Source organism: uncultured Cyclobacterium sp., from assembly GCF_963977555.1.
In the GTDB taxonomy this organism is placed as follows: Bacteria; Bacteroidota; Bacteroidia; order Cytophagales; family Cyclobacteriaceae; genus Cyclobacterium.
In genome coordinates this window covers 42,939-68,986 of sequence record NZ_CAXBPD010000006.1, presented here as the reverse complement: position 1 = coordinate 68,986, position 26,048 = coordinate 42,939, and the positions used below count along the sequence as shown (strand labels likewise).

Here is a 26,048-nt window from a genome sequence, read left to right as displayed (position 1 = left end):
TGGGTTATTTGAGGAAAGACTTGTTCATAAAGGCGATGTGACTAATGGAAATACCTTGAGGGCATTCGACCTCACAAGCACCCGTATTGGAGCAGGCACCAAAACCCAGTTCATCCATTTTATTTACCATGTCATTTGTTCTTTTTTTGTGTTCTATTTTGCCTTGTGGCAATTGGGCCAAGTGACTGATTTTAGCAGCAGTGAAAAGGGAGGCACTCCCGTTTTTGCAGGAGGCGACACATGCCCCACAACCTATACATGCGGCCGCATCAAATGCTGCTTCCACCGTGTCGCTACTGATTAATGTTTGGTTGGCTTCAGGCGATTGGCCAGTATTTACGCTTATATATCCTCCCGATGCAATGATTTCATCCAAGGCACTTCTATCCACTTTTAAATCTTTTTTTACAGGGAAAGGACCAGCTCTGAACGGTTCAATATAAATGGTTTCCCCATCTTGAAAAGAACGCATGTGAAGCTGACAAGTGCTGGTATGTCCTCTCGGACCATGTGCCCTTCCATTGATAAACAAACCACATTGACCGCAAATTCCCTCGCGACAATCGGAATCGAATGATATGGGATTTTGTCCACTAAGGATTAGGTTTTCATTGAGCTGATCTAACATTTCCAAAAAGGACATGTCTGGTGAAATGTCACCCACGGTATAAGCCATCATTTTACCATGGACTGCTGCCTGTTCTTGTCTCCAGATTTTTAGTTTGAAATCCATTATTTATAGCTCCTTTCTGTAGGTTTAGTAAATTCAAAATTCAGCACCTCTTTTACCAGAATATGGGCTTTGTCTGATTTCTGCCAGCAAGAGATAAAGTTAAACTTCTCGTCGTTCCGAATAGCTTCTCCATCATTGGTTTGATGTTCTGCCCTGAAATGGGCGCCGCAAGACTCTTCTCTGCTCAGTGCATCAATGCACATAAGCTCTCCTATTTCAAGGTAATCGGCTACCCGGCCTGCTTTTTCTAGCTCTTCATTGATGCCATCGGTTTTCATAGGGATTTTTAGGTCCTTATAGAAGGACGCCCTTAAATTCTTAATCGCCTCAATCGCCATCGTTAGGCCTTTCTCTGTGCGTGTTAGCCCACATTTATCATAAAGAATCTTGCCCAACTCTCTATGGAAATAATCCACTGTCTTATGTCCATTTATTTTGCCAAAAGCCTCAATTTGCTGATTAACTTGAAGCTCACTTTCAAGAAAAGCTGGATCGTCTCTATTGATGGCTTCGGGCTTTCCTGATTGGGCAAGGTAGTGGGGGAGGGTTTGGGGCAGAATATAGTAACCATCAACACAAGCTTGCAATAGCGAATTGGCCCCCAATCGATTGGCACCATGGTCTGAGAAATTGGCTTCTCCAATACTGAAAAGCCCTGGTATATTGGTGCTTAGTTCGTAATCTACCCAAAGGCCTCCCATGGAAAAATGAGCGGCAGGAGAAATTTTCATGGGTTCTTTATAGGCATTGATACCAGTGATCTTTTCATACATATCGAACAAATTCCCATACTTCTTGGCAATGCTCGCTTTTCCTTGCTTGGCCAGGGCATCTTTAAAATCCAAGTAAACGGCATTTTTTAAGGAGCCTACGCCATGTCCAGCATCGATTCTTTCTTTGGCCGCCCTCGAAGCAATGTCTCTGGGAGCGAGGTTACCAAATGAAGGATACCTGCGCTCCAAGTAATAATCCCTTTCCTCTTCAGGAATATCAACAGCCTTCCTATCCTCATTTTTAGCCATAGGAACCCATATTCTACCATCATTCCGTAGGGATTCTGACATCAATGTGAGCTTAGATTGATAGGAACCTGATTGAGGCAGGCAGGTAGGGTGAATTTGAGTCCAGCTAGGGCAAGCGGCCCATGCGCCCTTTTTATGGGCCCTCCATATGGCCGAGCCATTACAGCCCATTGCCAAGGTGGACAAATAATAGATCTTTCCAAAACCACCTGAAGCGAGTACCACTGCGTTCGCAGTATGTCGGGTGATTTCTCCCGTGTCCAGGTTTCTGGCGATAATGCCTTTGGCTACTCCATTGATTAAAACGAGGTCCAGCATTTCATGTCTGGTATAGCTGGTGACCTTCTTGGCTTTTACCTGCCGCATCATGGCTTGATAAGCGCCTAGTAGCAATTGTTGCCCGGTTTGGCCTCTGGCGTAAAAAGTACGGCTTACCTGTACTCCGCCAAAAGAGCGATTGCTCAGGTAACCGCTGTACTCCCTGGCAAAGGGAACTCCTTGCGCTACTGCCTGATCGATTAAACTGGCAGAACATTCCGCCAATCGGTAGACATTAGCTTCCCGGGCTCTAAAATCACCTCCTTTGAGCGTGTCATAAAACATCCTATGTACACTGTCTCCATCGTTTTTGTAATTTTTCATGGCATTCACCCCTCCTTGGGCTGCCACTGAATGTGCCCTTCTGGGAGAATCCTGAAAACAAAATACAGAAACATTGTAGCCTAATTCAGCAAGGGATGCTGCGGCGGAAGCTCCAGATAGTCCTGTGCCCACAATGATGACGTGATATTTGTTCCGATTATTGGGACTGATAAGCTTTGCCTGGTCTTTGAAATTTGACCATTTGTCTTTCAAATCACCCTGAGGTACTTTGGTCTTTGGAATTTGCTTGCTGTCCGTACTAAAATACATGCCTGAATAATTAGTGTCCGTTTCTACTAGTTAATAATAGCAATTTTATACTTCGTATTTATGGGTTTTCTGCTTTAATAATAAGAAAATAAGGAATGTGTAACCATTGTCACCTTCTTAAAGCAATTAAAAAGATATTTTTGACAGTATAAATGCGCATATAGGTTTAGTTTATACCTGCGTAAACCAAAATAAAAATAATAGGGTTATTATCCTGCTAGTCATCGAAGATATGCTGGCTTTTGACCTAAACCAGTTTTAGGTAAAAGCTTTGATTAATAAAGTTGTTGCGAAAACTTTCAAATTAAGGAAATGGAAAAATACATTAAAATAATAGGGGATGCCTATTACGGGTATTTTAATTACCTGGTCAATGAGGTCATGTATCCTTCCTGGGGCAATTATTTCTGGTGGTTGGTAGGGCTATCCTTGTTTGTGTGGCTATTGGAATTGGTGGTCCCCTGGCGAAAAGAACAAGCCGTGTTCCGAAAGGATTTCTGGTTGGATGGATTTTACATGTTTTTTAATTTCTTCCTTTTTTCCTTGATAGCCTTTAATGCCATCTCCAATGTTGCGGTGGAGGCATTCAATGATTTTCTGGCACTTTTCGGGATTGAAAATGTGGTCGCCATAGAAATTAGTTCCTGGCCTGTTTGGGCGCAATTTTTAACATTATTCATTGTAGCCGATTTTATTCAGTGGAATGTACATCGGCTTTTGCATAGGGTGCCGGCATTCTGGGAATTTCATAAGGTGCACCATTCGGTGGAGCAAATGGGTTTTGCTGCGCATCTGAGGTTCCATTGGATGGAAACCATCTTGTATAAAACTGCGCAATACCTGCCTTTGGCCATGATAGGCTTTGGCTTGACGGATTTTTTTCTTGTTCATATTTTTGCCACAGCCATTGGGCATTTAAATCATGCCAACCTTAAAATAAGCTATGGCCCATTCAAATATTTGTTCAATAATCCTATCATGCACATCTGGCATCATGCCAAGGTATTACCCAAAGGTCGCTATGGGGTTAATTATGGCCTTACACTAAGTATTTGGGATTACCTATTTGGGACAGCTTATATACCTCATGAAGGCAGGGATATTCCCCTTGGCTTTGATGGGGTAGAAAAATTCCCCAAAACTTTCTGGCAACAAATAGGCTATCCATTTACAAAGAATAAGTAAAGAAATAGAGGGTTATGATTCTAGCACTTTCAAGGTAGAAACCTGAGGTTAGAATAGCAGGGATTTCACAAGATCAAGCTTTAACCCACCTCCCGCTACTGCTGCCTATGTTTCACAGACAACTCACCTTTCTTTGCTGATTGATTTTGAAATAGCCGATAATTTATCAACGGATTAGCAATACTAAATAATCTTTCTTTCAATACTTTGGCATTGAACACCACCATTGTCATATTCCAACCTGCGGTATAATTCAGAACAGTTACTTTTCATAACTTACCCTAATGAGAAATACCATCTCGCTTTGTGATTTGGATTAATCTCCCTCTAGATAAGTTATAATTTGGGTATATGGAAGCATGGCCTTTATTTTTTCTTCCTCGCTGGGTGGGTAATTATTTCCATTGATTTCGAGGTGCTTGAGTGTGTCGGCAAGCTTATTAAGGGTGTTTGGGAATTTGGTGATTCTGTTTCTTCCTAAGGCTAGCATGGTTAGACTAGACAGGTCTCCTATGGAAGCTGGGATTTCAGTCAAGTGATTATAAACCAATCGGATGCTCTTAAGCTTTCTCAGTTGTCCAATACTTTCAGGAAGTTTTTTTATTTTACAATCATTAGCACGGAATGCTTCCAAATTTCTAAGCCCTCCAAAGCTTTGGGGTAAGTAATCTATTTCACCGGATAATGTGAGGGACTTCAAGCTACTAAGATTTCCTAAGCTTTCTGGAAGTGTGGTGAGTTTTAGTGTCAAACTGAGTCTTTCTAGCTGTCTAAGGTCCCCGAAATTTTGAGGAATCTCTCTTAACCCAGAAGTATTATTCACAGTAAAATCCTTTAGATTAATAAGGTTTGAAAAGCTCTTTGGGAGTCTCTGATAGTCTCCAGTAAGCCAAAGGGTATGAAGTCGGGTGAGTTTCCCGAAATCTTCTGGTAAAATTGCATTTGGACCATTAACCCTAAAGTAGCAAAATTCCAAAGCTGACAATTCGGAAAAAGAATTGGGGATACTTTTGGACAAGTATGGTCCTCTGAAGGTTCTGAGATTCTTAAGGTTTCCAATGTTTTCAGGGAGTTTTTCAATAGTGTTAAGGTCTAAGTCAACATAATCCAAACTGCTCAATTCACCAAAACTTTCTGGTAAATGTGTTACACCTGAATTGACTAAATCCAAAAATTTCAATTTTTTAAGATTTCCAAAGCTCTCAGGTATTCTTCCCAAATCGGGAACAGTACTGATAATGAGGGTGTCCAATTCTTGGAGATTTCCGATGTCCTCAGGCAGGTTTTGAATTCTATTATGAGAAAGGAGAAGGTAGGTGAGTTGTTGATAGCTTTTTGTAATCACTTCAGGGAATTTATAGATTGGGTTTCCAGGAAGGATGAGCCTTTTCAGATGCTTTAATGCCTGCAATTCAGGAAACAGCTCCAAATTCCCAAACTTCGAAGCCCTTCTATCACCCAACATGGTTATTTCAATAACGTCTCCATTTCCATTTTCATTTTCCTTGTAGTAGTAGTGATTGTTCAAAATACCAAGTTCCTGCAAAGCCTCTTTTTGGTGATATTCTCCCGGAATGAAATCCAAAGTATCTGAAGCCGACACACTGCCATACCAAGTGGTCCAAACGATTTGAATAGGTGTCTTTTCTAATGCGTATACCCTAATATCCGGATATTCATCTTCTGGCTTATATGTTCCAGAGCTAAAGCCTTGAATGTGATGATAATCTCCAATAATAGACCACTTCCCTCGATCGTATTCTACTCCTGATACTTCTATCCTTGTTTGATAAAAATCAGCTCTTGACTCGGTAATTTGGGTTTTAAGCGGGACAAAAGAAACGTTTACTGTATCTTCTGTTTTCTTATTGTCTTTCAATAATTCCCACAAGAGGTGGTATTCCTCTCCGGGCAAGCCATTGAAAATAGCTTTTGGATCGGATTGATTAGAAAAGTAAACCTTATCATCTACTAATCCACTCAGAATGCTCCATTTTCCCTGCTCTTTGGGTTGCAATGAATCAGCATTCAGCTTAACCCAAAAATTGGACGAATTCAGGATATCCTCACCTCCCTGAGTAGGTGGAAAAGTAAGGTCGGGACGCGGAGTTTCTTCGACTTCCTGACAGGACCAAAGAGCCACTGCCAAAAGGATAAGCAAACCAATAGATTTCATTCTCATAAAGCTTAAAAGGTATATTTTAAGAAATGATTTATTCGTTTAGGCTAGGATGTTCAAAGTATCCCCATGGATCAGCTTTTATAAAAAGCAACTTTTGATCACAATCAAAGGCATTCATATTTTCCCTACTGGCTGCAATTCTAAATCCAAAGTCACCATCAACCAAGATGTCTTTAGCTGAGACATTTGTCATAGATTCTCCATAGGATTTCCTCCATGCAACTGTCCGATTATTGCCAAATTTGACCAGCCCCATTTTTCTTTGATAAGAATAGGCATCTTCCATTCCTATTGCTATTAATCCATTCTCGGGAGTCTCTTTGACAGAATAGAAATAATGGTAAGGATCTATATGGTCCCAAATTTTTTCACCATTCGAACGAATTTCAAAAATTCGAGCACTGTAAGATTGAGAATTACCGATACTGATTCCTCCAAAAACAATATTTCCGTTTTTAAGCTCGATAAGTGTTTGCGGCATGTCTAAATTGGAATCACTATAGGTGTTTTCCCATTCGATCTCTCCTGACATGGAAAGTCTTAAAATCCAAAAATCAATTTGTTCACAATAGCCAGAATTAGATTCCTGCTTAGTACATCCATTCGTTTCTTTTGCTCCAAGAATCACTAAATTATTTTCCTGAGAGATCACTATTCTCTTAAAAGAACTTCGTAGTGATGTTTCAAAGAATTTTTCCCATACAATTTCTCCATCAGGACTTAGTTTCATCAATACTCCCTGCTTAATCACGTCAACCTTCTCCGAATTAAGATCACCAATAAGGAATATTTCTTCATTCGTTCCTTGTAAAATATCTTGAATTTCGACTCCACCTATACCTCGATTAAACAGTTCAATGGCGTTTACCCAAATCTCATTTCCATTTTCGTCTAGTTTGATGACATGATGATTGCTCATGATCAAGAGACCTGTTTTAGTTAAGAATGCTTGGATTTCCCAATAATCTCCATTTTCATAAGGATACGACTTCATCCAAATCGGATTCCCAAATGGATCAATTTTGGCAACAAAGTTGAAAAAATTAGAGCCGTTTTCAGATGACTTTCCTGTGGCAAGGTAATTCCCATCCGGTGCCTTAAAAAGGTTTTGGATAAAGCCAGAAACACACTCTTGATCCATACTGAAATTCAGGTATTTTAAGAAGGTTTGATAATCTCTTTTCGTGATAAACTTAAAGTTCACTGAGTAGGTATTCTCCTGAGGATCTTTAGCTAATACTTTACCTTCGTAATTTGTCAATCCATTGAGTCTTTCAATGACAAGGCCTGTATTCACTTGGTTTTCTGATAGTATGCTATCCCCAAAAAAGATTGTATAATAATTTCTAAAGCCCTCAGGATCTTTGGATTCTTCCCAACTCAAAAATGCTTTGTCGTAGGTTACACTATCAACAAAAACAGTGAATTTCTCTGGAGGAAGATTTATGTCACTTTTTTCATCTGGTGAAATTGGAATTTGATCATCTTCGGAAATTCCTTCACAGGAACAAAAAATTGCCAATAGCGCCAGTACTAAAAAATTATTATTCATGAGCAAAAATCTGATTTCAAATCAAAAAATGAATTCTTAGTTCAATGATAAATTATAAGTTGGTTGTTTTCAAGGATTTTTTTTCAAAGTATTGATAACCAGTGGAATTATTTTCTTTGGGGAAATTATTTATTTAATAGCATTCAGCTCGGTCGGGACCGATTCTTGCTCATTTTAGATTAAAGGCAGTGTTAGGCTAGGTGATTGATTTGACATCGTGCAAGCCATTCAAAAAGCTAAATACTAGTTTCAATCATCCTACGCAGAAGCTTTGAAGTATGGCCAATAGCCAAGAAAATTTAAAATCCTTGTTTAGAGGCTAACTTAAAATTAAGCAAAAATCAGAAGCATTAACCCAATAGCCAAGTTTCAGTCTATCAGAAAAAAGTTAAGAACTAATCGATCAGCTTCAGCAAAAACCTATGATAGTCTTTCTACGAGAGCTAATTGTTCTGTAGTCTTTTCCAAATTACTGTGATTCTTTGAACAGTGGGATTTACTATCCATTACCAAAGAAGAGATTGAAGGTTTGTCTAGGATCAAATCTGTAAGAACAAAATCTCTGAATCTGGCCAAAATGAACTGATAGATGCAGTCTAAGCCTTTTTTGAACAAGTTTTGGGGAAACCCTAAAAAAATTATGAGATCTAGCGCCCCATGAGTGCCCCCTTATTGCCAAAGGTACTTAGCAAAGGAGAAATAGTGGGAATCTTTCAGGCGGGTGTTAATCTGATAAATCGCTTGACTCTGCTAACCATCTATAGTGCCGGACTTCGGATTAGCGAGGCCATCAACTTGCGAGTGAGACGCTGATAGTTTGCTTCTTATTATTATCTTTATAGGTACTAATAAAATAGCCCTAAAAGACGCTACTCTACGCAACAAGCTGAAAAAAACCGAATGGACAAAGAAAAACCCAGACTTGCACGATTGACAGCAATCCTAACCCAATTACAATCGAAACGGATTGTAACCGCAACAGATATTGCCGAAAAACATAAGGTAAGCGTTAGAACGGTTTATCGGGACATCCGGACTCTTGAGAAATCGGGAATTCCAATCTTGACAGAAGAAGGAAAAGGCTATTCCGTTGTAGAAGGTTACAAACTTCCACCAGTAATGTTTACCCAAGAAGAAGCCAACGCCTTAATAACAGCGGAAAGACTAATTAGAAAAAATAAAGACCAATCCTTAACTGAACAATACGAGAGTGCAATTACAAAAATCAAATCGGTTCTAAAGTACGACCAAAAGGAAAAAGCCGAATTGCTAACAAGCAGAATACAGGTACGCAATAACCGTGAAAACGAAAAAACAAGCAATTTTCTGATTCAACTTCAATCTACGATATCAAATTATCAAACGATAAGAATTGATTACCTGTCATTGGAAAACAAGCAAAGTCAAAGAGAAATCGAACCATTTGCACTTTACACTACACAAGACAATTGGGTACTTATCGCCTTTTGCAAATTAAGAAATGACTTTAGAGCGTTCCGTCTTGATTTCATCCAAAAAATGGAAATTTTAGGCAATCATTTTGAACCTCACAAAATGACTTTGCAACAATATCTCGAAAAATGCAGTGAAAAACATAAAAATACCCCTGACATACCTTTGGCACAAGGCCAATCTACTTTTGCATTGAATCATAAAACTTAATAAAATGCAAACAGTAAAAATTGAACCTTTTAAAATTATTGGAATCTCAATAAGAACAACAAACGAGAACGGACAGGCAATTAAAGAAATTGCAGAACTTTGGGGCAAGTTTTTCTCCGAGAGCATTTTGGCAAAAATCCCTAACAAAGTTGATAGTGAAATTTATTCACTTTATACGGACTATGAAGGGGACCATACAAAACCTTATACGGCAATACTCGGTTGCAAAGTTGAAAATTTGGACAACATTCCCTATGGAATGGTCGGTAAATCATATAATGGTGGAACTTACATTAAGACAACTACAAAAGGAGACTTGATGCAAGGTTTGGTGGTTAACCAATGGTCTAAAATCTTTGAGATGAAATTAGACAGAACCTATGATGCCGATTTTGAGATTTTCGGTGAAAAAGCACAAAATCCATCAGATGCCGAAGTAGAATTTTACGTAGGAATTAAACAAGAAGCGAATGGGTAAACTAACCTTAAAAACAGACCCAAGAGTAAATGCAGTTTTTGCGAGTTATCCCGACAATGTTCGGGATAAATTGCAACATCTAAGGGAATTGGTAATAGCAACAGCAGAAGAAACCGCAGGTGTAACTGTATTGGAAGAAACTTTAAAATGGGGAGAACCCAGTTTTGTCACCAAAAACGGCAGTACTTTGCGAATGGATTGGAAAGAAAAAACTCCTGACCAATATGCAATGTATTTCCAATGCACGAGTAGGTTGGTCGATACTTTCAGGTTAGTCTTTGACCACAAATTTCAATACGAAGGAAAAAGAGCAATTGTCTTTCAATTAAACCAAAAAATCCCTGAATTGGAATTAAAAGAATGTATAAAAGCCTCTTTGATATATCACAATGTAAAAGAACAGATAACATTGGGAATATGAAAATTAATAAAGAAAGCCAGAGGCTAATAACCAGGCATTCTGAATGGAATGTGTGCCCTGTGAAAGTTTCAGTGTAAACTTCAATGATCCTTCGACCCTTCGACAAGCTCAGGGACCAGTTCACGGTGTTGGGAACTTGGTATACTATGGGGAAAGATTTTCTCCATTTGCTTTCTGATTAGGGAGCCTGTTTTTTAACCACTTCTATTACCACTTTACCCATTTGACCGTCGATATTGATTTTTTGCGTGGCCTTAAAAGCACTGGTCAGGATGCCGGATGTGGTTTGGTGAAGGGGATGTTGATAGTTTGTTTCTTATTTTTATCTTTATAGGTCTTAAAAAAGTAGGCTATCAGGCGCTATATTACTGGGCAAAGAAAACAGTACTGATATTATGCAAAGTATATAATTTAAATAATTAAGAATATGAAAAGCAAATTTATACTGTCTAGTATTATGTTGATAATCTCTTTACAATGCTTTGCTCAGTGGGAATTGAAAGACACCACTGAATTTTCAGCAAGACATGGTCTGCCTAATTTCTTTGATAAGATAAATACAAAACAAGACGTTAAAATTGGATTTATAGGAGGGAGTATCACTGCGGCAAATGGTTGGCGACCTAAAATAGTATCTTGGATAGAAGAGCAATACTCCATAAAAGACTTATATAGTTACAGTGCTGCCATTGGAGGAACTGACTCTAAATATGGAGTGTTTAGAATTGATGAACATTTACTGAGTAAGTCCGATTTTGACTTGATTTTCATCGAATTTGCAGTTAATGATGGCGGTGCAAGTTCCTCTGATGTAGAAAAAAGTATGGAAGGAATGGTGCGTAAAATATGGTCAAAAAATCCATATACAGATATTTGCTTCGTTTATACAGTTAATGTAGCTTCATTATCTGACTGTGAAAACGGTAAAATGAATATGTCTGCGACTAAACACGATTCAATCGCGTCCTATTATGACATACCGTCAGTTTCATGGACTTCTCAAACTTTTAATATGATTGAATCAGATGCTGTTGTTTGGTATGACAGCGATTATGACAAAACTACTTTATTAAACAGTTCTGGACAGTATGTTTTTACAGCAGACAAAGTTCATCCAACAGATTTCGGACACGAAGTTTATAAGGATATTTTAGCAAAATGTTTATTGAAGATAGATACGTTGAGAGGTGTAAAAAAACATATAATAAAGCCTGTATTGATTACTGACAATTATGAAAACACAACGATGATTAAAGGTGTAGTAATACAATCAAAAAATTACGATTATGTTGATTCAATTGGACAGTTAAGCTATCTCGACAAATTTAAACCATTAGAAAATCCCTATTTTGTTTCTCAAGACACAAACGCTACTTACCAATTTTCCTTTATAGGGAATGAAATGGGTTTAGATATAATAGTTGGTCCAACAGGAGGAAGGTATATTATTGAGGTCGATGGAGTAAAAAACGAGTTTGCTAATTGGGATGGTTATTGTTCTTATTACAGAAAGCAGTCAAGATTTGTGAAATTGAGTGAAACGAAGAAGCATATTGTGAAAATTTATCCATCCATCCAGCCTTTAACTTTAGAGGAAAAAAGAAATTCATTGAATAATGATAGTAGGAAAGCAGACTTTGATGCTAATCCTGAGAAGTATGATAAAAACGAATTGATTTTTTCACATATTTTTCTAAATGGAACATTGTCTGATTATTCAACTGATAATAGGTCAAGGAGACACGATTGATTGGATGGGGGATATTATGAAGACGGCATTTTTCACGATGTATTTCCAGTTATGGCATTGACAGTATCGCACTATTATAATTAAATGTTAACCCTTCATATCTGATTCAGCACTATGACACTATAAACCAGAATTCAATAATCGACTGGTATAGCGATACTTTGACAGAGTCAGGTAATTATCAGAAAATTCTCACATCAATAACTGGTTGCGACAGCATTCATTCTCTTCAGTTATATGTTTCACCAATCACTAGTATTGAATACAATGTATCAATGTTATGGGCAATTAGATCAATAAGGATAAAGACAAACTGATTAATTACCTAAAAATGGTAGTGAAATTGCAGGTGGTGCAGTATAGTTATCGAACTGACTGGGAATATGAAACAGGTTCAGAAGAAGTATCGTTGGATTTAGAATTGCTCCTACAGGACTTTATGGACCTATCTAACCTCGGGTTAATTGAAAGAAATGACAGTACAGCGATGATTGATATAGCTGATGTTAATCCAAACAATAGGCAACTAAGCAGCATTGGAGAAAAATATGATGAATTAACGGGTTTAAAAGAGTTAGAATCCGATGACCTGTTCGAAATAATAGAAGGATTGAAAAAAAGCCCATAACATCACCTTGGATGAAGCGGGCAGTACCGAGTAAAGTAGAAAATCATTATCTTTAAGAAGTTAGTAGTAGGCTTGAGGAGATCGGCTCCAAGTGCCCCACGTTTCTTAGTTTAATCAAGTTAGCTAACATCTAAGCCCATTATGAAAATAAAAAGAATAGCAGGCAGTATTGGGATTTCTTTCGGAGTATTGGCAATTGGACTAATTGTATTTTTTTTCTATAAGACTTCTATAAATAGACCGCAGGAACCATCGAAGCCATATCCATACTACACAGAAGAAGTTACCTTTGAAAATATCCAAGCCCAAGTCACCTTAGCTGGAACACTTACATTACCCTCGGAAGTAGGAAAATATCCAGCCGTCATTTTGATTTCCGGAAGCGGTGCCCAAAACAGAGATGAACAAATATCTGGACATAAACCTTTCCTGATCATTGCAGACCATTTGACAAAACATGGAATAGTGGTTTTGAGGTATGACGACAGGGGTGTTGCGAAATCCACGGGTAACTTTAAAGCAGCAACAACTGCCGATTTTGCATCGGACGTTGCCAGCGCTGTAGCATTTCTAAAAACAAGGGTTGAGATAGATAAAGATAAAATTGGGCTGATAGGACATAGTGAAGGAGGTTTGATTGCGCCTATGGTCGCATCTAATTCTAAAGATGTAAGTTTCATTGTTCTGCTTGCTGGTCCTGGAATTGAAATAATGAAAGTTCTTCTAATGCAGCAAGAATTAATTGCGAAGGCAGATGGTGTGTCCGAATCGGATATAGAAAAATACATAATGCCATTACACAAAAAAGCGTATGATATGATATCACTATCCATTGATGTAGATTCTTTGAAGGTCGGCTTAGCTAAATTTATTGAGCAATCCTATGATGATTCTCCTAGTGAGTTAATGCCGTCAAATATAACCAAGGAGAAGGTTGTATCGACTCAATTAGATAAGTGGTCATCGGAATGGTTTAGAAATTTCCTGGTGTACGATCCTGCATCAATATTAGAAGCCGTCACTTGTCCCATTCTAGCCTTAAATGGAGAAAAGGATTTAGTGGTGACGCCTAAAGAAAATTTATCAGGAATTAGTAACGCACTAAAGAAGGGGGGGAATACTAACTGGACTGTTAAGGAGTTGCCAAATCTTAATCATCTTTTCCAGAACTGTGAAACGGGATCCCCTGCTGAGTATGCAAAGATTGAGGAAACATTTTCGCCCCTAGCGTTAAAGGAAATGGCAGATTGGATTTTAAAACAAGTAGAATAATACGTTGGATAACATATTATTAAACTGTTCAAGGAGAAATCAAAAATTACCCAGCACTTGTTCAAACCGAATTTTAGCATTCAGACTAAGGCACAATTTGGGCAGGGTTCGATTCAAGCATCAACTGAAAATGATTCAATTCATTTAAACTATGGATTGGGTTGGGGCTTGTTGCAAACACGGTTTGGGTTTGGCGCATTTAAAGAAGGTCATGACAGCCGTTTTCAACATTATACGATTGTATTTCCTGAAACAGGAACAGGTGTTATCATGATCTCAAACAGTGACAATGCAGAAATCATATTCAAAAAACTCTTGGAAATAACGATTGGCGACACTTACACACCATGGAAATGGCAGAATTATATTCCCTACAAAAAGAATAGAAATAGCATTCAATAACTAAGCATTTTGAAAACTGAAGCAGCCTAGTGCCCTTGGCCACCATTAGTCACTCTTCGACATACTCAATGGCCGAGTTCAGGGCTCAGGGAGGAGGAGTGAATTAAGTGGGCTCATACTTACCAGAAATGGTTATTGATAGACCTAGTCTACTGAGCTGTAAATCCAATGCGGTAAGGTTTTACAATTCTTTCAATGAAAGATTCCTTTTTTAGCTTAAATGTTTAATATTTATGATTAGTTAAGTGAAGCGAGAAGCCGCAAATCTTACTTACTGTCAGTCGGGTTTGATAAAACATAAATTTGTATTAAGTAGGATAGTTAATTATTTATGCTTGGCACTACCTATACAATTGAAGGACGAACTATTATAGTGCTTAAAAATAATGGTTGGGAATTTAATTAATTACTAAGGACTTAATATTTGCTAATATACGGTGATTAATCAAGTCACCTGATTCAGGCTCCATTTAGATATCAGAGAAATTTTAAAATTCAAATAACCATTTAGTATGGAAAAAAATTACGTGGCCTATTCAAGTATTTTGATACAATTTATCCAACCTCTTCTCAACGGTTCTGAAACAGAGAATGAATACTTGACCAAAGCAAAGATGGGCATAATTGCGTGGAATTATCATGTCTCTGACCAAAACAAATTGCCTTACAATAAAGAGATGAAATCAATTTTGAAACAAATGACTAAAGCCAATTACGAAGGAAGAAAAATGCTGAACTTACTTGTTTCGAGAAAAGAGGCTAAGTTTAATAATTATAAGCAACTGTTGACGAATGTGGAGATAAGAAGAAAGCCCGATAACTCAGCGACGCTTTATGTGGAATCCTATCCTGCCGATAAAATTTGAAATAGCACTTCAGCCAGTTCAGGGCTATGTTTTGCTTCCTTGTTTTGAAAAATCAGTTATTTGTGGTCCCATTAGGTTGAAACATGCCACTACCTTGAATAAGAATTTTCTGAAAACATTATCCTATCACAATTCCTGTAATAAGTTCTAGGGTTTATTGCAAATTATGGGGTAAACAAATTTCCGCATAAATTACTATCTTAGATGGGCAACCTAAGAAACTATCAAAAGCACTTAGCAGCAGTTAGCAACAATTAACTCTTAAATAAGGCTACTCTAAAGGGCTTGAGAAGCCATGCGATACCTTTACGTTAAACCTCAATACCATGCAGGACTCTACCACCATACAGGACGTCATTAAGGAGCTTGATGTGATTATTGATGAAAGTATCATTACCAATAGCAGACTGGGTTTGTTCGCATATATCTACAGGCGTACTACTTTTGAGATCGCTTCCGAGATTGCCCTAGGTCATTTTGAGGACAACGCGCGCTTAGAAACCTTGGATGTGGCATTTGCCAAATTGTATCTTGATGCCTACAGTGCCTATAAAAAGGGCCAAACCCTTAGTGCTTCATGGGCCTATGCTTTTGATCAAGGAGAGGATTCATTGACAATCGTGCAACATATAATGTTAGGGATGAACGCTCATATCAACCTGGACCTAGCTGTGGCCACAGCAGCAACAATGTCGGGAGGGAAAATCCGTGATATTGAAAATGATTTCAATAAAGTGAACGACATCCTTTTTCAAATTACCAATGAGTTGCAAGAACGTCTCAGTCGGGTATCACCCTTAATGTTTATTTTAGACCTAATTGGGAAAAATAATGATGAAAAGTTAATTAATTTCAGCATGCGTAAAGCACGTAAACAATCCTGGAATTCGGCCAAACTTCTATGGGCATTAAAAGAAAAGCATGGTGAAAATACCAGAAATAAGATTGACTATTTTGTCCTTAAACTAAGCGAACACATAAAATCCCCGAAGTCAATAGCCATTCGCTTATTGCTCAAAATTATTCAAAAGTTTGAAACAAAAGAAGTGGGCGCCGTCATTTCTGAATTAAAAGCAGATTAGAAAACCCTTGATTCAAAGGGTAAAATTTAAAAGGAAATCTGGCAAAATGTGGTGGCTACTTTCAACTATGTTTAACCAAAATTATTCTTTTTAATTTGTAATTTTCCATTCAAATTGATATTACTAAAATAGCAGTGAATTAATTATCTGTAATTTTTTTCTCTTAGATAAACCTTAGGCTTTCTTTTTGTAGCTAGTACCTAAGCTGGACAGCTACACTGAGCGCTAGCAAACATAAAAGTGAGTTCAATCAAATTTCAGACTATTATCGTCATCCTTAGGTTTATGGGATTAAATCAGAGATGGTTATTGAGTTTCTATTAGAAAGCTTAATAAGTTCTCTCTGCCTTCAAAAACCTCAAAAAAGGATCTTATTGATAATTTGGTCTGTTTTAAAACACCTTATCTCGAACTCAGTTTATAAAATTTTAATTAAAATACAATGAGTAGAGGATTTGTAAAAGAAGACGATCAGGAAGAAATACCAATGGTTCCACCTAGGGCTGACTTACCGGAGGGGGCAACGAATTATGTAACCCGCAATGGTATGGATGAACTCTTGGTAGAAAAAGAGACCTTAATAAATGAAAGAGAACAATTGGGACACCATGATGAGAAAGAACGGAGAATTGCGTTTAATCATATCAATGCAAAATTGCAGTTGCTAAATAACCGAATCAATTCGGCCAAGATAGTGGACGCTGCTAATCAGCCTCCAGATGAGGTACGGTTTGGTGCAATTGTAAGCTTTAGAATTGGGGATGAGACTAAGCTCAATCAATATCAAATTGTAGGTGTGGACGAAGCCGATGTTGCCAAGGGGAAGATCTCATTTATTTCGCCAATTGCAAGATTATTAATAGACAAGAAGGTTGGAGACAAAGCAATTTTGAAGCTCGCAAAAGCAGATAGGGTTTTTGAAATCATGGAGATTAACTATTGAATTTTTTTATAATTAAATATCATTTTATAGCTTTTTTAATTCTACCTTCGGGAAAAAATAATGTCGATAGCGCGAAAAGTGGAATTGGTGGAAAGACTTTTTTACCAATTGGAGCAAGAAAGCGCTCAGTTTGAAAAAACATCAGGATTGGGCTGTGTTTCTGGTTGTGGGAAATGTTGTTCCTACCCTGATATTGAGGCTTCTCCTTTAGAATTTTTGCCATGGGCTTTTCATTTGTTTTTAAATGGGGAGGCAGAAAGCACCCTTAATATGCTAGAGGAAGCGCATAATACTGCTTGCTTTATTTATAAACCACTAACCATTAATGGCCAAGGTCGGTGTAGTGATTACAAGTACCGGGGTTTAATTTGTCGCCTTTTCGGTTTTGCAGCCAATAAGGATAAATATGGCAATTTGAGATTGGCTACTTGTAAAATTATAAAAGAAGGTCAAACGAATCAATACAATGCTACTGTAGAGGCCATTTCTAAAGGTTTGGAGGTGCCGATTTTTACGGACTATTATATGCAACTGAATCAAATAGACTTTCAGATGGGTAATAAAATCTTACCCGTTAATAAAGCCCTGAAAATGGCATTGGAGGAAGTTTTACAGTATTATGCCTACAGGCCTTGTCCTGAAATCAAGAAAAAAGCTGTGTAGTTTAAGCAGTGTTAATACCTTAATATTCCTTAGCTAGCGAGCGTCTGGATTTTGTCAGCATTGTTGCTAAAAACGGGCAACAATACCGCCAAAATCCGATAGTATTTATGTTTTCGATCCACGGGTTTTACCCGTGGTTATTATTGTTGAAGCCTTTCAGGCTTCTTTTAATTCGTATAAATTCAGTTATTTATCTATCTACATTTGTTTTGGCTAAAAACGGGCAAATGTGCCGTCAAGATCAGATGGTATTTATGTTTTCGTTCCACGGGTTTCGCCCATGGTTATTATTGTTGAAGCCTTTCAGGCTTTTTTTAATTCGTATAAATTCAGTTATTCGTCAATTTACTTTTCTTATAATCTAGCAAAAGCTCTTCTGATTATTTGTCCATAGGGTTATGTTATTATTCTTCGCTTGTGCTTGCTTATTCCGCACTGTGAGCAATGTTATTGCCTAAATGGTCTTCCAAATAATGGCTTTGCAAAAGATCACCTCCGAAGTCATTTTGAAGGTCCCGTACCACTGCATGCACATGGTTGGCATTGTTTTGAACATTATCATACTCGATCAGTAGTCCAGCACCCTGAATGCTATAATAGTGAGGATGGCCAACGCTATTTGTTTCTGCCCCTGCCCAAGCAAATGACATATTCTCCCAACCATGATTTTCAATTCTTTTCAATAAGGCAGCATGGTATTCAGCCGTGTATCTGGAAAGATAAACTTCGACAAGCTCTTTAAGTAGGGCCAGCTGATTTGGTTGAAGGTTACTTCCTTTTATCCCAGACTGATCCAGAATTTTCGCTTTCCTGTCATTAGAGGTGATTATATCTGCTGGGGCCTTGTTGGCAAAAACGGCTTGCTTCTTTTGGGGCTCATTCAACGAATGCAATAACTGAAATCCTACGTTGGTTTCATCCCCAAGAACCTGCCTGTTCCTATGTGGTCCCTCTAATACAATACCAGGGTTGGACCCCATAAAAGATGGGGTGGAGGAGGTGATTGTGCCTTTAGCAGAGGAAAAATTCAGCGATAAATGATGCCCCTCAAGTCTCCAGCCCCAAGCTTTGTCAGCAGATGGTTGGCCAAAAACACTGAAGTGATAATTTAATGGATCCCGATAAGTGTCATTTTCAGGTCTATTTTCAACGGCTCTCAAGACGTTCTCAAGTTCGATAATAGCAGCAGCTTTTTCTTGACCTGAAGTACCTAGGGAAGCTCTCATCAAATTCAAGGCATTTGTTGTCTGAGTTTGGTTAAAGTCGTGAAAAGTAGGGCCATTTCTTTCCCGAGGCACAAAATGCCAATTGAATCGTTCGGAGTGATCAAAAGGAAAACTTGCTTGCTTTTTAAGTTCCGGGCTTAAACTTTCAATAAATTTGTTGGCCAGAGGTGAAAGATCCTGCGCAGAGCTAAATAGTACGATTCCCACTGAAAGTAGGAGTGTCGCTGAGATGCTTTTTAGGGATTGATACATGAAAGTAAGGTTTAGCTTGGGTTTGATTTTATTGGAATTTTTGGGTCAATAACTTTTGTTCCAATATATTTTTAAATTCTTTGTCGCTCTTCCTGAAGCTATAATTTCTGGTTTGCCATCACCGTCAAGGTCGGCTACTTTCAGGTCCTCACATGCCATGTCATTTTTGTCCAGCCAGTGTTTTGCCCAGGAACCATCCTCTTGTGGCACAAACATTTTTATGCCGAGGTCACCATCGTCATTGGCTTCTCTCCAGCCGACAACTACCTGATCTTGACCCATATTGAGCAAGTCTGCTGCAGCAAGCCCATGGCCCTGCATCATGGCTGAGGTCAGGAGAGTCTTGCTTAAGTTTTCAATGGTAAAAGGCTGCTTGTCGACAGTATAGACGGATAAAGTCGGGCCGTGAAAAGGTTCTACTCCTGCGAGGAACGCGTTTCCTGCTGCATCTTTACCAACACGAATTTCTCCAAACCCATATTCATTTATCAACCAGCCTTCCTTGTGCTTTGATATCCAACTACCATCCTGAAAAGAAAAGGCCTTGACGCCTTCTTTACCACCGATATACAATGTTTCACCTGTCTCACCGGGGACCGATTCCATATTATGGGTTACGTGCATGCTTTGGTCCAAAACCCAATGTCTCCAATCTCTACCTTCATTGTCCACTTGTTCATACGCGATTACTTTTACGCCGTCACCTGCCCCCCCTTTGTTGCCTCTTCCGTGGAGGGGGAGCATGACCAGGTGAAATAAGTTATCATCCGCTTTCACCCATCGCATCCGATGAACCGTAGGCTCATGGTGTAGCTTTACAGGCTCCCAGGCTTGAGTAGGATCATTTGGTCTGATTAGGTAATGTACCGAGCCGGATTGTTGTTCATCTGAGGTCTCTCCAGGGTTCCATTGAGCACCTACCGCTACCTCTACCATGCCGTCACCATCAATGTCTCTTGCGGCAATGCACACATTGTCATATTCGGTAAGATCTTTGACCATAACAAACCGCTTCCAATCACCATTTCTATACCAGACAAATTCATCCTTGTCAGCCAATAAAATGTCTGGTTTCCCATCACCGTCTACATCTCCAATGGCAAGTCCATAGCCGATTTGAATATTGCTGTCCAGTGTCTGGGCTTGAAATTGTGGTTCGGGTGAGTTGTTTATTAAAACAGTGGTGAACAAATAAGAGAGCCAGTGTATCATAGTTTAGGTTATTGGGTTACTGTTCCAATAAATTTAACTAAAAAAATGATAAATGGCTAAAAACTGTCAAATAAGGAATATTATGTCACTGCTTGACCTGTTTTAAGGAATAAACGTACAGCGTCTTCAATGTCTACCTTTCCACTTAGGATTTCAAAAACTTGTTTCCCATCTATTCCATGATCGAGCATGTGTATTAAAACAGCAGCCACGTCAGCTCTCGAAATATCCCCTTTTTCATTGAAAATGTCAGCTATTTTTATATTTCCAGTAAAAGGGCCATCTGTTAAGCTGCCAGGTCTAACGATGGCATAAGGAAGATTGGTCGACTTCAAGTGTTCATCAGCAGCTTTTTTGGCGAGAAGGTAATGTTGCATAGACTCATCTGCCTTTTCCGCATTTTCAGCACCCCTAGAACTCAACATAACAAATTTTCTAACGCCGTATTTAATCGAAAAATCCACACTTTTAATGGCGCCATTTTTGTCAACCATTTCGGTTTTGTCTTTTCCAGTCTTGGCCCCTGAACCAGCGGAGAAGATAACTTTATCAATTCCCTGAAGGGCATGGCCAAAATCTTGTTCTAAATCACCAATGACAGTGGCTATTCCCTTATTTTTGAAATGTTCTACCTGATCTTCTTTCCTAACCATGGCTATGGGGGTGTAATCAGGATGGTCTGATAGCTTCTCTGAAAGGATACGCCCTATACTTCCATTTGCTCCAATTATTAATACCTTTTCCATAATTCTTTTTTATTGGAAGGTGTTCAATAATTGTTCCAATAGTGATTTTATGGAGCCAACCTTCAAGTTGTATACCTGCAATCACCTGCAATTTGCAGAATGGAGTGATTTAGTAAGGTTTTTGTTGGCGGTTTTGATGGAGGTTAAATTCTCCTTAATAATTCCAGGATAATTTTTCGCATAGCAGGCTCGGCCTTTGCAGCTGCTTTAATGATGTCAGGAAGACTAACTTTTTTTAGGTTTCCAGGAGTGCATAAGTCGGTGATAGCCGACAAAGCAAAAACGCTCATTTCAGATTGAACAGCCACAATTACTTCTGGAATTGTACTCATCCCTACAGCATCTGCCCCAATTGTTCTCAAGTACTTGTACTCCGCTGGTGTTTCCAGGTTTGGTCCTTGAACTCCAGCATAAACTCCTTTTCTTAAGTTTATCTTGGTTTGGTTAGCAATATCCAGCGCCCATTCGATCAATTGCAGGTTGTAAGCAGTACTCATATCCGGAAAACGGTCTCCAAATTCTGCTACATGTAGGCCTCTGAGAGGGTTCTCAGGGAATAGATCTATATGGTCCTCGATGATCATAACGTCACCGATTTTAAAATCTGGGTTAAGTCCTCCGGAAGCGTTGGAAACAATCAACGTTTTAACGCCTAACATTTTCATTACCCGAATAGGAAAGGTGACTTCCTTCATAGAATAACCTTCATAATAATGAAAACGCCCTTTCATTGCCAGAATAAGTTTGCCTTCAGCCTTCCCTAGTATTAATTTATTTTGGTGTGAAACTACTGTTGCTATAGGGAAATGTGGGATATCTTGATAGGGGATTTCGATGATTGTTTCAATATCATTGAGTAAACTGCCCATTCCGGTACCTGGAATTATTCCAATTTCAGGTTTACTGTTAATTATACCTTTTAGGTGAGCTACTGCCTGGTGAATTTTGTCCAGGTAGGTGATTTCTAGTTTTTTATACATTACATTGCCGGTTCAGGAAGCGCGTATTAGCTGTGTTTATACTAAAATAGGTAATTCTTTGAATTACTTGTGAACTTGTCACCCAATCAAGGTGAATAACCTCTTTGGCCTTGGCTGAGCACGCTATGGTAGAAATTTTGACCTACTATAACTTTGCCGCCGATGCAGCATTTTTCGGCAAAATTCAAGTCCTATTCTGTGAATAGGGAGGTGGATAGGCATTAAGACTTCTTGTAAATTATTAGCCTGCCACAATGTTATTTCAAAGGAAGAGAAATCAATAAATACCCATTGATAATTTACAAATTCCAGTATAAATCCGTTAACAAGAAACTTTATAGGGCCTTTGGTTGTAATAATATAATCAAAAATAAGCCTTTATGATTAAAATAGTAGTTTGTACCAATCGTAAAAATGCAGTTTCTAAGAAAATAGCTGTCATTTATCAAGAGATTTTGGAACAACATGGTGCCAAGGCTGATATCATTAACCTCACGGAATTGCCCGATGATTTTGTTTTTACAGCCTTGTATGAGCACAATGGTAAAAACAAAGCCTACAATACCATACATGATAAAATTAAAAGTGGGAGCAAGTTTGTATTCATAGTACCTGAGTACAACGGATCATTTCCTGGAATATTAAAGTCTTTTATAGACGGGATGACCTATCCAAATAGCTTTAGTTCTAAGAAGTGCGCCCTAGTTGGTATTTCTTCAGGTATCGGCGGGGGTGGCATTGCACTTAGCCACCTTACCGACATCTTCAATTACCTGGGGATGCATGTTTTGGCCAATAAGATTAAACTGGCAAAAATAGAGGAAAATATGTCAAACGACCATGTTTCCAACAGGCTGTATTTGGCCTTGTTAAATGAACAAGCAAAATTGTTGATTGACTTTTAAAGGTCAATCAACATTGTCATGCAAGAACCTGTTATTGCTGATGATTTCGTTGTCATCATTCAGGTTAAATTTAGATATGCTTCTTTCAGAACTGTGTTGAACTTCTTGAAGTTTGATCTTTTTCCTCAAATAAGCGGGTACTTCAATTTTTTCTTTGAATTCCTCCGGAGACTGATCCACAGATCTCATTTGTCTTAGTTTTTCAAACCTGTCATGCGCTCTTTTGAGCGCTTTCACTTTGATTTGCTCAAAATAATCTACCTGGTTAACAGAAGGTGCTTCTGTTTCCTTTTCTTCTTGTTGATATTGATTTTGACTAGGCTTGTCAAATAAAGACAGTACTTTTTTAGGCTCAGCTTTAGGTTCTGGAGTCACATATTCAAAATCGTCGTCTTCAGAATCAGTTGCTTTAGTTTGCTGAGGATTTACCTTTGGGGCAGTATTTTCAGTAACCTGCTCTTGTTGTTTTGTTGGTTCCTGAACAGGAATAGGGGCTTGCTGTACAGTGAAAGGTATGGATTGGCTTGATACTGCCGTTTCTTCCTCTTTGGAGAATTTTCCTGATTCAAGATCAATGACCTTCTTTGTAGGCTCTTCTTCATTCCCCTTATTGGTTTTTGGGGCTAAAGCCTTCGTTTCAAAACCAGTGGCAATAACAGTTACTCGGATAGCTTTTTTAAGGTCTGCATCTATGCCCTGCCCAAAGATCACATCTGCCATGTCCCCAGCTCTTTCCTGGATGTATTCTGTGATTTCCACGAGTTCGTCCATAGACAACTCCTCTTCTTCTCCAGACATGATAGACAAGAGGATTTTCTCTGCACCTTTTATGTCCACATTGTTCAACAATGGTGAAGAGATCGCTTTTTCGGCGGCCTTGATAGCTCTTCCTTCGCCTTCTTCCATTGCAGAGCCCATTACTGCAGCTCCTGCATCTTTCATAACGGTTTTTACATCTTCAAAATCTACGTTAACATCCTGTGTTTCTGTGATGATTTCTGCGATGGATTTTGCCGCTGTACTTAAGATATTGTCCGCCTTACCGAAAGCCTGGCGAATAGGTAAATTACCATAGATATCCCTAAGCTTATCATTAAGTATAACAAGTACGGTGTCACAACTCTCTTTGAGTGCTTCAATGCCAGCCTGCGCCGAGAACGTTTTTTTCCTTCCTTCAAATATAAATGGCGCAGTGACGATGCCTACTGTCAGGATGTCCATGTCCTTTGCTATTTTAGCTATGACCGGAGCTGCTCCTGTACCAGTGCCACCCCCCATGCCGGCGGTAATAAATACCATTTTGGTATTGTCTTCAAGGAGTTTTCTAATTTCGTCCTTGCTTTCCAATGCCGCATTTTTACCTCTTTCTGGGTTTGCTCCAGCGCCCAATCCTTCAGTAAGGTGAACTCCAATTTGAAGTTTTAGCGGAACAGGACTGCTTTTTAAAGCTTGAGAATCTGTGTTGACTACCACAAATTCCACGTCTTTTATTCCTTGATTAAACATGTGATTCACGGCGTTGGAACCACCTCCACCTACACCAATGACCTTGATGATCGATCGATGGTTTTTTTGAATATCAAATTTATAGTCTTTCATGATGCTTGACATTTTTCCTCTTTTGAATACTGATTTCTTTCCTTACCTCTGATATTAATATTGTCCGGAGTCATCTCCTATATCATCAGTAATGAATCTTTTTAGCTTTTTAGTGATGGACCCGAAAATATCACTACTTATCTGGTCTGTCCTTAATCCTCTTTTGCTTTCCGGGATTTTCAAGCTCTCTTTCTGTCGATAAGTATCTTCCCTATCATCCAGTCCTCTAAATCCAGCCAATACTAATCCTACAGTAGTGGCGTACATTGGGCTTTTAACATCATCCACCTTGGATTTGCCTAAATGTTCATTTGGATAGCCTATCCTAGTGTCTAGTCCTGTGATGTATTCAAAAAGCGGGCCGACTCCATGAAGTAATGAACCACCCCCGGTCAATACTATGCCACCAGCGAGTTTCTTGTAAACACCACTGGTTGCGATTTCTGACTGTACCATTTCTATTATTTCCTCCATTCTTGCCTGGATTATTGAAGCAAGATTTTTAACGGAAATTTCTTTCGGTGGACGGTTTCTCAATCCAGGTATAGATACGATTTCATTTGGGTTGGCTTCTTCTGCTATGGCCTTTCCAAATTTTGTTTTCAACAATTCAGCTTGATGTTGCATGACCATACAGCCTTCTTTTATATCGGCTGTGATGATATTTCCTCCAAAAGGAATTACTGCTGTATGTCTGATAATATTGTCGTAAAATATGGCTACATCGGTAGTCCCACCACCAATGTCTACCAAGCAAACGCCAGCTTCTTTGTCCATGTCACTTAAGACAGATAAAGAACTTGCCAAAGGCTCAAGGATCAACGCTTTGGATTGTAAGTTCGCTCGCTTTACACAACGATCAATATTATTTATAGCGGCCGATTGAGCAGTGATGATATGGAAATCTGCTTCCATTCGTGCGCCTGACATACCTACAGGATCACGAATTCCTTCTTCATAATCTACCGTATAGTCTTGTGGCATTACATGAATAATGCTATTGCCCGGAGGAACGACGATGTTTTCCATGTCATTGGATAACCTGCGGACGTCCTCCACCGTGATTTCTTCGTCTTTTGGGTTTCTGATAATCACACCATGGTGGATAGAGCTACGGATATGTTGGCCTGCTATACCTACAATTACCTCACCTATGTCCACATTGGACATTTCGGATGCTTCATTGACTGCCTTAGTAATTGCATTTACCGTTTTGTCAATATTGGTAACGATGCCTCTGATTACGCCATCAGAAACTGCTTTACCCATACCCAACACCTCTAGCTTTCCATATTCGTTCTTCCTGCCAATAATGGCACATATTTTTGTGGTGCCGATATCCAGTCCTACAATGAGTTTTTCGTTTTCCATAGCG

The 26,048-nt window shown here is 38.8% G+C and carries 23 protein-coding genes; 13 read left to right on the top strand and 10 right to left on the bottom strand.

Annotation, left to right across the window (positions count from 1 at the left end):
* Positions 1 to 4: 4 nt before the first annotated feature.
* Complete coding sequence (locus tag AAC073_RS08915; protein ID WP_339923507.1) at positions 5 to 733, bottom strand: succinate dehydrogenase/fumarate reductase iron-sulfur subunit; 729 nt, start codon at positions 731 to 733, stop codon at positions 5 to 7.
* On the bottom strand, positions 733 to 2,667 hold the full coding sequence (locus AAC073_RS08910; protein ID WP_339923506.1) for a fumarate reductase/succinate dehydrogenase flavoprotein subunit: 1,935 nt from the start codon (positions 2,665 to 2,667) through the stop codon (positions 733 to 735). The genes AAC073_RS08915 and AAC073_RS08910 overlap by 1 nt, the downstream gene beginning before the upstream one ends.
* A 312-nt stretch (positions 2,668 to 2,979) precedes the next feature.
* Here AAC073_RS08910 and AAC073_RS08905 point away from each other — a divergent pair, with 312 nt between their 5' ends.
* A complete protein-coding gene (locus tag AAC073_RS08905; RefSeq protein WP_339923505.1) occupies positions 2,980 to 3,852 on the top strand; it encodes a sterol desaturase family protein in 873 nt (290 codons plus the stop codon).
* A 316-nt stretch (positions 3,853 to 4,168) separates the two neighbouring features.
* Here AAC073_RS08905 and AAC073_RS08900 read toward each other — a convergent pair whose 3' ends face one another.
* Complete coding sequence (locus tag AAC073_RS08900; protein ID WP_339923504.1) at positions 4,169 to 6,028, bottom strand: GTP-binding protein; 1,860 nt, start codon at positions 6,026 to 6,028, stop codon at positions 4,169 to 4,171.
* 37 nt (positions 6,029 to 6,065) lie between these two features.
* Positions 6,066 to 7,586 carry a hypothetical protein gene (locus tag AAC073_RS08895; protein WP_339923503.1) on the bottom strand — a complete coding sequence of 507 codons (1,521 nt, stop codon included), beginning with the start codon at positions 7,584 to 7,586 and terminating at the stop codon, positions 6,066 to 6,068.
* 900 nt (positions 7,587 to 8,486) lie between these two features.
* Here AAC073_RS08895 and AAC073_RS08890 point away from each other — a divergent pair.
* The 11 genes from AAC073_RS08890 (at position 8,487) to AAC073_RS08840 (ending at position 17,753) form a co-directional block, all read left to right on the top strand.
* The gene (locus AAC073_RS08890; protein WP_339923502.1) at positions 8,487 to 9,248 is read left to right on the top strand and encodes a YafY family protein; all 762 of its coding nucleotides are present in this window, start codon (positions 8,487 to 8,489) and stop codon (positions 9,246 to 9,248) included.
* Positions 9,249 to 9,252: 4 nt separating this feature from the next.
* The gene (locus AAC073_RS08885) at positions 9,253 to 9,726 is read left to right on the top strand and encodes an effector binding domain-containing protein (protein WP_339923501.1); all 474 of its coding nucleotides are present in this window, start codon (positions 9,253 to 9,255) and stop codon (positions 9,724 to 9,726) included.
* The gene (locus AAC073_RS08880) at positions 9,719 to 10,147 is read left to right on the top strand and encodes a DUF1801 domain-containing protein (protein ID WP_339923500.1); all 429 of its coding nucleotides are present in this window, start codon (positions 9,719 to 9,721) and stop codon (positions 10,145 to 10,147) included. The genes AAC073_RS08885 and AAC073_RS08880 overlap by 8 nt, the downstream gene beginning before the upstream one ends.
* A gap of 427 nt (positions 10,148 to 10,574) precedes the next feature.
* Positions 10,575 to 11,897: an SGNH/GDSL hydrolase family protein gene (locus AAC073_RS08875; RefSeq protein WP_339923499.1), complete on the top strand. Its 1,323-nt coding sequence runs from the start codon at positions 10,575 to 10,577 to the stop codon at positions 11,895 to 11,897.
* 331 nt (positions 11,898 to 12,228) lie between these two features.
* On the top strand, positions 12,229 to 12,525 hold the full coding sequence (locus AAC073_RS08870) for a hypothetical protein (RefSeq protein WP_339923498.1): 297 nt from the start codon (positions 12,229 to 12,231) through the stop codon (positions 12,523 to 12,525).
* 141 nt (positions 12,526 to 12,666) lie between these two features.
* The gene (locus AAC073_RS08865) at positions 12,667 to 13,797 is read left to right on the top strand and encodes an alpha/beta fold hydrolase (protein ID WP_339923497.1); all 1,131 of its coding nucleotides are present in this window, start codon (positions 12,667 to 12,669) and stop codon (positions 13,795 to 13,797) included.
* A 57-nt stretch (positions 13,798 to 13,854) separates the two neighbouring features.
* The gene (locus AAC073_RS08860; RefSeq protein WP_339923496.1) at positions 13,855 to 14,199 is read left to right on the top strand and encodes a hypothetical protein; all 345 of its coding nucleotides are present in this window, start codon (positions 13,855 to 13,857) and stop codon (positions 14,197 to 14,199) included.
* A gap of 512 nt (positions 14,200 to 14,711) precedes the next feature.
* Complete coding sequence (locus tag AAC073_RS08855) at positions 14,712 to 15,065, top strand: hypothetical protein (protein WP_339923495.1); 354 nt, start codon at positions 14,712 to 14,714, stop codon at positions 15,063 to 15,065.
* A 326-nt stretch (positions 15,066 to 15,391) separates the two neighbouring features.
* Complete coding sequence (locus AAC073_RS08850; RefSeq protein WP_339923494.1) at positions 15,392 to 16,147, top strand: DUF5995 family protein; 756 nt, start codon at positions 15,392 to 15,394, stop codon at positions 16,145 to 16,147.
* Positions 16,148 to 16,589: 442 nt separating this feature from the next.
* A complete protein-coding gene (locus AAC073_RS08845; protein WP_339923493.1) occupies positions 16,590 to 17,090 on the top strand; it encodes a GreA/GreB family elongation factor in 501 nt (166 codons plus the stop codon).
* 60 nt (positions 17,091 to 17,150) lie between these two features.
* Complete coding sequence (locus AAC073_RS08840; RefSeq protein ID WP_339923492.1) at positions 17,151 to 17,753, top strand: YkgJ family cysteine cluster protein; 603 nt, start codon at positions 17,151 to 17,153, stop codon at positions 17,751 to 17,753.
* Between the two features lie 425 nt (positions 17,754 to 18,178).
* On the opposite strand, the gene AAC073_RS08835 is transcribed toward AAC073_RS08840, so the two are convergent.
* The 4 genes from AAC073_RS08835 to AAC073_RS08820 all read right to left on the bottom strand — a co-directional run bounded on the left by AAC073_RS08835 (position 18,179) and on the right by AAC073_RS08820 (position 22,169).
* On the bottom strand, positions 18,179 to 19,231 hold the full coding sequence (locus AAC073_RS08835; protein WP_339923491.1) for a DUF3500 domain-containing protein: 1,053 nt from the start codon (positions 19,229 to 19,231) through the stop codon (positions 18,179 to 18,181).
* 45 nt (positions 19,232 to 19,276) lie between these two features.
* Complete coding sequence (locus AAC073_RS08830) at positions 19,277 to 20,443, bottom strand: VCBS repeat-containing protein (RefSeq protein WP_339923490.1); 1,167 nt, start codon at positions 20,441 to 20,443, stop codon at positions 19,277 to 19,279.
* Positions 20,444 to 20,523: 80 nt separating this feature from the next.
* The gene (locus AAC073_RS08825; RefSeq protein WP_339923489.1) at positions 20,524 to 21,189 is read right to left on the bottom strand and encodes an SDR family oxidoreductase; all 666 of its coding nucleotides are present in this window, start codon (positions 21,187 to 21,189) and stop codon (positions 20,524 to 20,526) included.
* Between the two features lie 143 nt (positions 21,190 to 21,332).
* Positions 21,333 to 22,169 (bottom strand): purine-nucleoside phosphorylase, encoded by an 837-nt coding sequence (locus AAC073_RS08820; protein WP_339923488.1) that lies wholly within the window; start codon positions 22,167 to 22,169, stop codon positions 21,333 to 21,335.
* A 380-nt stretch (positions 22,170 to 22,549) separates the two neighbouring features.
* On the opposite strand from AAC073_RS08820, the gene AAC073_RS08815 reads away from it, so the two are divergent.
* Positions 22,550 to 23,074, top strand: a complete 525-nt coding sequence (locus AAC073_RS08815) for an NAD(P)H-dependent oxidoreductase (RefSeq protein WP_339923487.1) — start codon at positions 22,550 to 22,552, stop codon at positions 23,072 to 23,074.
* A 3-nt stretch (positions 23,075 to 23,077) separates the two neighbouring features.
* Here the strand turns inward: AAC073_RS08815 and ftsZ are convergent, their stop codons facing one another.
* On the bottom strand, positions 23,078 to 24,673 hold the full coding sequence (gene ftsZ, locus AAC073_RS08810; protein ID WP_339923486.1) for a cell division protein FtsZ: 1,596 nt from the start codon (positions 24,671 to 24,673) through the stop codon (positions 23,078 to 23,080).
* A 54-nt stretch (positions 24,674 to 24,727) separates the two neighbouring features.
* Positions 24,728 to 26,044, bottom strand: a complete 1,317-nt coding sequence (gene ftsA, locus AAC073_RS08805) for a cell division protein FtsA (protein WP_339923485.1) — start codon at positions 26,042 to 26,044, stop codon at positions 24,728 to 24,730.
* Positions 26,045 to 26,048 lie beyond the last annotated feature (4 nt).

Excerpts from the sequence above, each read along its gene's own strand:
- AAC073_RS08865 (WP_339923497.1), top strand. The coding sequence starts at position 12,667 with ATGAAAATAAAAAGAATAGCAGGCAGTATTGGGATTTCTTTCGGAGTA.
- AAC073_RS08910 (WP_339923506.1), bottom strand. The coding sequence starts at position 2,667 with ATGTATTTTAGTACGGACAGCAAGCAAATTCCAAAGACCAAAGTACCT.
- AAC073_RS08845 (WP_339923493.1), top strand. The coding sequence starts at position 16,590 with ATGAGTAGAGGATTTGTAAAAGAAGACGATCAGGAAGAAATACCAATG.
- AAC073_RS08900 (WP_339923504.1), bottom strand. The coding sequence starts at position 6,028 with ATGAAATCTATTGGTTTGCTTATCCTTTTGGCAGTGGCTCTTTGGTCC.
- AAC073_RS08815 (WP_339923487.1), top strand. The coding sequence starts at position 22,550 with ATGATTAAAATAGTAGTTTGTACCAATCGTAAAAATGCAGTTTCTAAG.
- AAC073_RS08825 (WP_339923489.1), bottom strand. The coding sequence starts at position 21,189 with ATGGAAAAGGTATTAATAATTGGAGCAAATGGAAGTATAGGGCGTATC.
- AAC073_RS08820 (WP_339923488.1), bottom strand. The coding sequence starts at position 22,169 with ATGTATAAAAAACTAGAAATCACCTACCTGGACAAAATTCACCAGGCA.
- AAC073_RS08880 (WP_339923500.1), top strand. The coding sequence starts at position 9,719 with ATGGGTAAACTAACCTTAAAAACAGACCCAAGAGTAAATGCAGTTTTT.
- ftsZ (WP_339923486.1), bottom strand. The coding sequence starts at position 24,673 with ATGAAAGACTATAAATTTGATATTCAAAAAAACCATCGATCGATCATC.
- AAC073_RS08905 (WP_339923505.1), top strand. The coding sequence starts at position 2,980 with ATGGAAAAATACATTAAAATAATAGGGGATGCCTATTACGGGTATTTT.
- AAC073_RS08855 (WP_339923495.1), top strand. The coding sequence starts at position 14,712 with ATGGAAAAAAATTACGTGGCCTATTCAAGTATTTTGATACAATTTATC.
- AAC073_RS08915 (WP_339923507.1), bottom strand. The coding sequence starts at position 733 with ATGGATTTCAAACTAAAAATCTGGAGACAAGAACAGGCAGCAGTCCAT.
- AAC073_RS08835 (WP_339923491.1), bottom strand. The coding sequence starts at position 19,231 with ATGTATCAATCCCTAAAAAGCATCTCAGCGACACTCCTACTTTCAGTG.
- AAC073_RS08850 (WP_339923494.1), top strand. The coding sequence starts at position 15,392 with ATGCAGGACTCTACCACCATACAGGACGTCATTAAGGAGCTTGATGTG.
- AAC073_RS08870 (WP_339923498.1), top strand. The coding sequence starts at position 12,229 with ATGGTAGTGAAATTGCAGGTGGTGCAGTATAGTTATCGAACTGACTGG.
- ftsA (WP_339923485.1), bottom strand. The coding sequence starts at position 26,044 with ATGGAAAACGAAAAACTCATTGTAGGACTGGATATCGGCACCACAAAA.
- AAC073_RS08840 (WP_339923492.1), top strand. The coding sequence starts at position 17,151 with ATGTCGATAGCGCGAAAAGTGGAATTGGTGGAAAGACTTTTTTACCAA.
- AAC073_RS08890 (WP_339923502.1), top strand. The coding sequence starts at position 8,487 with ATGGACAAAGAAAAACCCAGACTTGCACGATTGACAGCAATCCTAACC.
- AAC073_RS08875 (WP_339923499.1), top strand. The coding sequence starts at position 10,575 with ATGAAAAGCAAATTTATACTGTCTAGTATTATGTTGATAATCTCTTTA.
- AAC073_RS08885 (WP_339923501.1), top strand. The coding sequence starts at position 9,253 with ATGCAAACAGTAAAAATTGAACCTTTTAAAATTATTGGAATCTCAATA.
- AAC073_RS08895 (WP_339923503.1), bottom strand. The coding sequence starts at position 7,586 with ATGAATAATAATTTTTTAGTACTGGCGCTATTGGCAATTTTTTGTTCC.
- AAC073_RS08830 (WP_339923490.1), bottom strand. The coding sequence starts at position 20,443 with ATGATACACTGGCTCTCTTATTTGTTCACCACTGTTTTAATAAACAAC.